This is a genomic window from Bacteroidota bacterium (assembly GCA_030706565.1).
Taxonomy (GTDB): domain Bacteria; phylum Bacteroidota; class Bacteroidia; order Bacteroidales; family JAUZOH01; genus JAUZOH01.
In genome coordinates, this window is sequence record JAUZOH010000370.1 from 1 (window position 1) to 3,696 (window position 3,696).

The window sequence follows — 3,696 nt, forward strand, 5'->3', positions numbered from 1 at the left end:
GGGAAATCCAAGATATTTGGTTTTTTCTTTAAAGAAAGATATTTAAAGTTGTTTCAGCTTTAATTATTTCAACACAAATGAATAATGAACACCGCTGCCGGTATAGTGCTCTTTCGTGGGCCGGTTCATTTTAGGTACTTTGTGTATCCGAACATGATAGCGCATCGAATCAGGCAACACACCATATGCCAACCGGCAGGGGGTATGGTAAAATTGAAAATTAATTCTTTTTTGAGATGAAACGAACATGTCTGCGGATAAAGCACAAAACACAAATAAAAACAGCAAATATGGAGTTCCATACGACATCTTAAAATCAATTATTTACGTATGAAAAATATATTGTTATATTTTTTACTTTTTATTTCAGCACATGGTTTTTCCCAACAGGAAACATCATTATCTATATCTGAACCGGAGAAAGTTGGTTTATCAAAGGTGGGTCTAACCAGGATAGACTCCCTTATGCAAAGATATGTTAACGAGAAGAAACTTCCCGGAATGGTCACCATGATTGCCCGTAAGGGAAATGTGGTTAGTTTTCAAAAATATGGATATATGAATGAAGGCAAACCGATGCAATTAGATGCTATTTTCAGGATTGCTTCGATGACAAAGCCTGTTACAAGCGTTGCTATCATGATTTTATATGATGAAGGACGTTTACAGTTGGATGATCCTGTTTCTAAATATATACGGGAATTTAAAGATCTAAAAGTGCTTTCATCCAAGGATATTCATGGATTACACTTAGAGAAACCTTACAAGCAAATGACTATCAAAAATCTTTTAACCCATACCTCGGGCCTGGGTAGCGGAGCAGAAAATTCTTATACGGATTCTTTGTACAGGGTTGCGAATATTAATGAAGGTACCTTAAAAGAAGAAATTCAGAAATTATCCAAAATTCCTCTTCAATTTCAACCCGGAACAAGATGGCAATACGGATTATCAACCGATGTATTGGGGTACATTGTAGAAATAATATCCGGTAAACCATTAGATGTGTTTTTTAAAGAACGAATTTTCAACCCATTGAAAATGACAGATACCGGTTATTCGGTCCCCAAAGACAAACTCGATCGGGTCTCTGCAGTTTACGGACTAAGCGATAAAGGGATTAAAGTCTTAAATATCCCCGAAATCAATAATGTGTCGGCAACGGTAAAAAGCTTGCGGGGTAATGGAGGGCTTCTTTCTACAGCCAGAGATTATATGATTTTTTCACAAATGCTTCTAAATAAAGGCAAATATAAAGAAACAAGAATTTTAAAGAGAAAAACCGTTGATCTTATGACATCAAATCAACTTACAGATGAACTTATGCCTGATGATGATTTTTTAGGCAGATTAATGTCAGGAATGGGTTTTGGATTAGGTTTTGCCGTGTTGAAAGATGTTAGTCAAACCAATAACATTGGCTCTGTGGGCTCATATTGGTGGACTGGTACTCCAAATACTTATTTTTATATCGACCCGAAAGAAGAGTTGATATTGGTTTTTATGACACAATTTGTTCCAAACTTTTACTATCCGGTTTGCAAAGAATTCAGAGAATTTGCGTATCATTCAATAATTCAATGATTTTATAACTATATAAAACTGATTATAGTTATAAAATGAAAAAATCAATAATTTCAATCTCAGTTTTAGTTTTATTTGCATTTAATGCGACGGGACAAAGGCAGCAGAAAAATAAACTTTTGTCCAATTCAATCCGTCACTTTGCCAATGCGCTTTCCGTTGTGTGCAATATAGAACCTATTGAAGCATAAATGTATTAGAAAATGAAATTAGAAACAAAACGATTAATAATCAGACCGATAATTCCTGAGGATAAAATTGGAATATTTGAATACCGTTGTGATAAAGAGACCAATAAATATCAAGGTTGGATTCCCGAATCGCTTGATGATGTAGAAATCTTTATTGGAAAAATTTCAAAACAAATTAATGAACCTGAAACTTGGTTTCAATTTGTCATCATTGAAAAAGAGTCACAAAAGATTATTGGGGATTTAGGGATACACTTTTTGGACAGGGAGAACAGGCAAGCAGAAATAGGATGTACCTTAAATAAGAGGTTTCAAAATAAAGGTTATGCAACAGAATCTTTAAAAAGAGTGATTGACTATTTATTTAATGATTTGACTAAGCATCGGATTATTGCATCAATCGACCCGGGAAATAAAAACTCTATCCGACTTGTTGAACGGATTGGATTTAGAAAAGAAGCTCATTTTGTTGAGAGTTTATTGATAAAGGGTAAGTGGGTTGATGACCTGATTTACGCAATACTTGAAAAAGACTGGGAAAAATTAAATTTATAACAACTAAAAAATAAAAACAGCGCCAAAAAATGGTATAGTACATCCGGGGTTTAGTGGTTTTCGAGCGTTTTTAGCTTGTAAAAGAGGTAAAAAGACTTGCTGATCAAAACCGGTATGAGAAAGTGTATGTTTGTACAGTAGATATACTTCTGAAATTGAATTACTTAACAAATAAATAATATGAAGACTGGAGATTTTGACGGGTTGATTATCTTGAAAAAGTGTGTACTGCAAATTTGAGCAAGCTTGCTTTGATAAATAAGTCGATTAGGAAATATTCGATTGAATTGGGTTTGAAAAGCTCTTGGACTGGATACAATCAATATGGCAAAATGAAAAATCGCCGGTTAAGATTTAGTAAATCCGGTAACAAAACAATTAAGGACAGATATGCAACACATTATCTGGATAAAAATAGAATGATTGAATTGAAATAAGGTCAATCGAACTGTATAAATCTTTCATATTGTTATGGCTTAATAAGACAAAGGCATAAAATGTTGTCCTAAAGTGCAACATTTTATACCTTTGAACTTTGAATAAGAAACAGAAATATCTTACTATTATTTTTTATAAGGATTATTTTCAGGAGTTCTTTCTAAAGCAACGAGATAAGTTTAAAGATAAGATTTTTTGGACTTTTGACTTAATAGAAGAACTTCAAAGAATACCGGAGACTTATCTTAAGCATATTGAAAATACGGATGGGCTTTTTGAAATTCGAGTGCAATTTGGTAGTGACATTTCTCGGATATTCTGTTTTTTCGATCAAGGAAAATTGGTGGTTTTAGCAAGTGGATTTCAAAAGAAAACGCAAAGAACTCCAAAACAAGAAATTGAAAAGGCTCTAAAAATAAAGGAAGAATATGAAAACGGGAAAAAACAACATAATGACCCTTGAGCAGTTCAAAGATTTGCACTGTGGCAAACGTGGGACTGCAAAACGCGAAAAACTTGAAGCCGGATATGAAAATTTCAAAATAGGGGCTTTAATACATGAAGCCCGGCTTAAAAAAGGATTAACACAAGAAGAACTTGCTGAAAAAGTAGGAACAACCAAGTCTTATATATCAAAGATTGAAAATAATATTAAAGAAGTTCGTATTTCGACTCTACAAAAAATTGTAGAACTCGGTTTAGATGGACATTTACAACTTTCAATTAAACTTTAATAGATTGATCGAAAAATAAAAACGCGCTATCTCCACCTAAGATCGTACCATGGCATTTAAAAGTATTTTTATAATTATACAGGCAGAATGCTTTGATCGCCCCCGGTTATACACTTAAACATTAGGTTAGTTATGAAAAAAATTTATTTAGCCGCTCCCCTATTTTCATTGGCAGAGCAAGAGTTTAACAACAA

The 3,696-nt window shown here is 33.4% G+C and carries 4 protein-coding genes; all 4 read left to right on the plus strand.

What is annotated here, in order from left to right; all coding sequences use genetic code 11:
- Window positions 1–330 precede the first annotated feature (330 nt).
- The 4 genes from Q8907_14205 (at window position 331) to Q8907_14220 (ending at window position 3,502) form a co-directional block, all read left to right on the plus strand.
- A complete protein-coding gene (locus Q8907_14205; protein ID MDP4275424.1) occupies window positions 331–1,584 on the plus strand; it encodes a serine hydrolase domain-containing protein in 1,254 nt (417 codons plus the stop codon).
- Between the two features lie 203 nt (window positions 1,585–1,787).
- Window positions 1,788–2,330, plus strand: coding sequence for a GNAT family N-acetyltransferase (locus tag Q8907_14210; protein MDP4275425.1), 543 nt, complete (start codon window positions 1,788–1,790; stop codon window positions 2,328–2,330).
- Between the two features lie 535 nt (window positions 2,331–2,865).
- The gene (locus Q8907_14215) at window positions 2,866–3,231 is read left to right on the plus strand and encodes a type II toxin-antitoxin system RelE/ParE family toxin (protein MDP4275426.1); all 366 of its coding nucleotides are present in this window, start codon (window positions 2,866–2,868) and stop codon (window positions 3,229–3,231) included.
- Window positions 3,197–3,502: a helix-turn-helix transcriptional regulator gene (locus Q8907_14220; GenBank protein ID MDP4275427.1), complete on the plus strand. Its 306-nt coding sequence runs from the start codon at window positions 3,197–3,199 to the stop codon at window positions 3,500–3,502. Before Q8907_14215 ends, Q8907_14220 begins: the two co-directional genes overlap by 35 nt.
- Window positions 3,503–3,696: the final 194 nt, after the last annotated feature.

What these genes read in the sequence shown, in the direction of transcription:
- Q8907_14205 (MDP4275424.1), top strand. Translation starts at nt 331, where the DNA reads ATGAAAAATATATTGTTATATTTTTTACTTTTTATTTCAGCACATGGT.
- Q8907_14210 (MDP4275425.1), top strand. Translation starts at nt 1,788, where the DNA reads ATGAAATTAGAAACAAAACGATTAATAATCAGACCGATAATTCCTGAG.
- Q8907_14220 (MDP4275427.1), top strand. Translation starts at nt 3,197, where the DNA reads ATGAAAACGGGAAAAAACAACATAATGACCCTTGAGCAGTTCAAAGAT.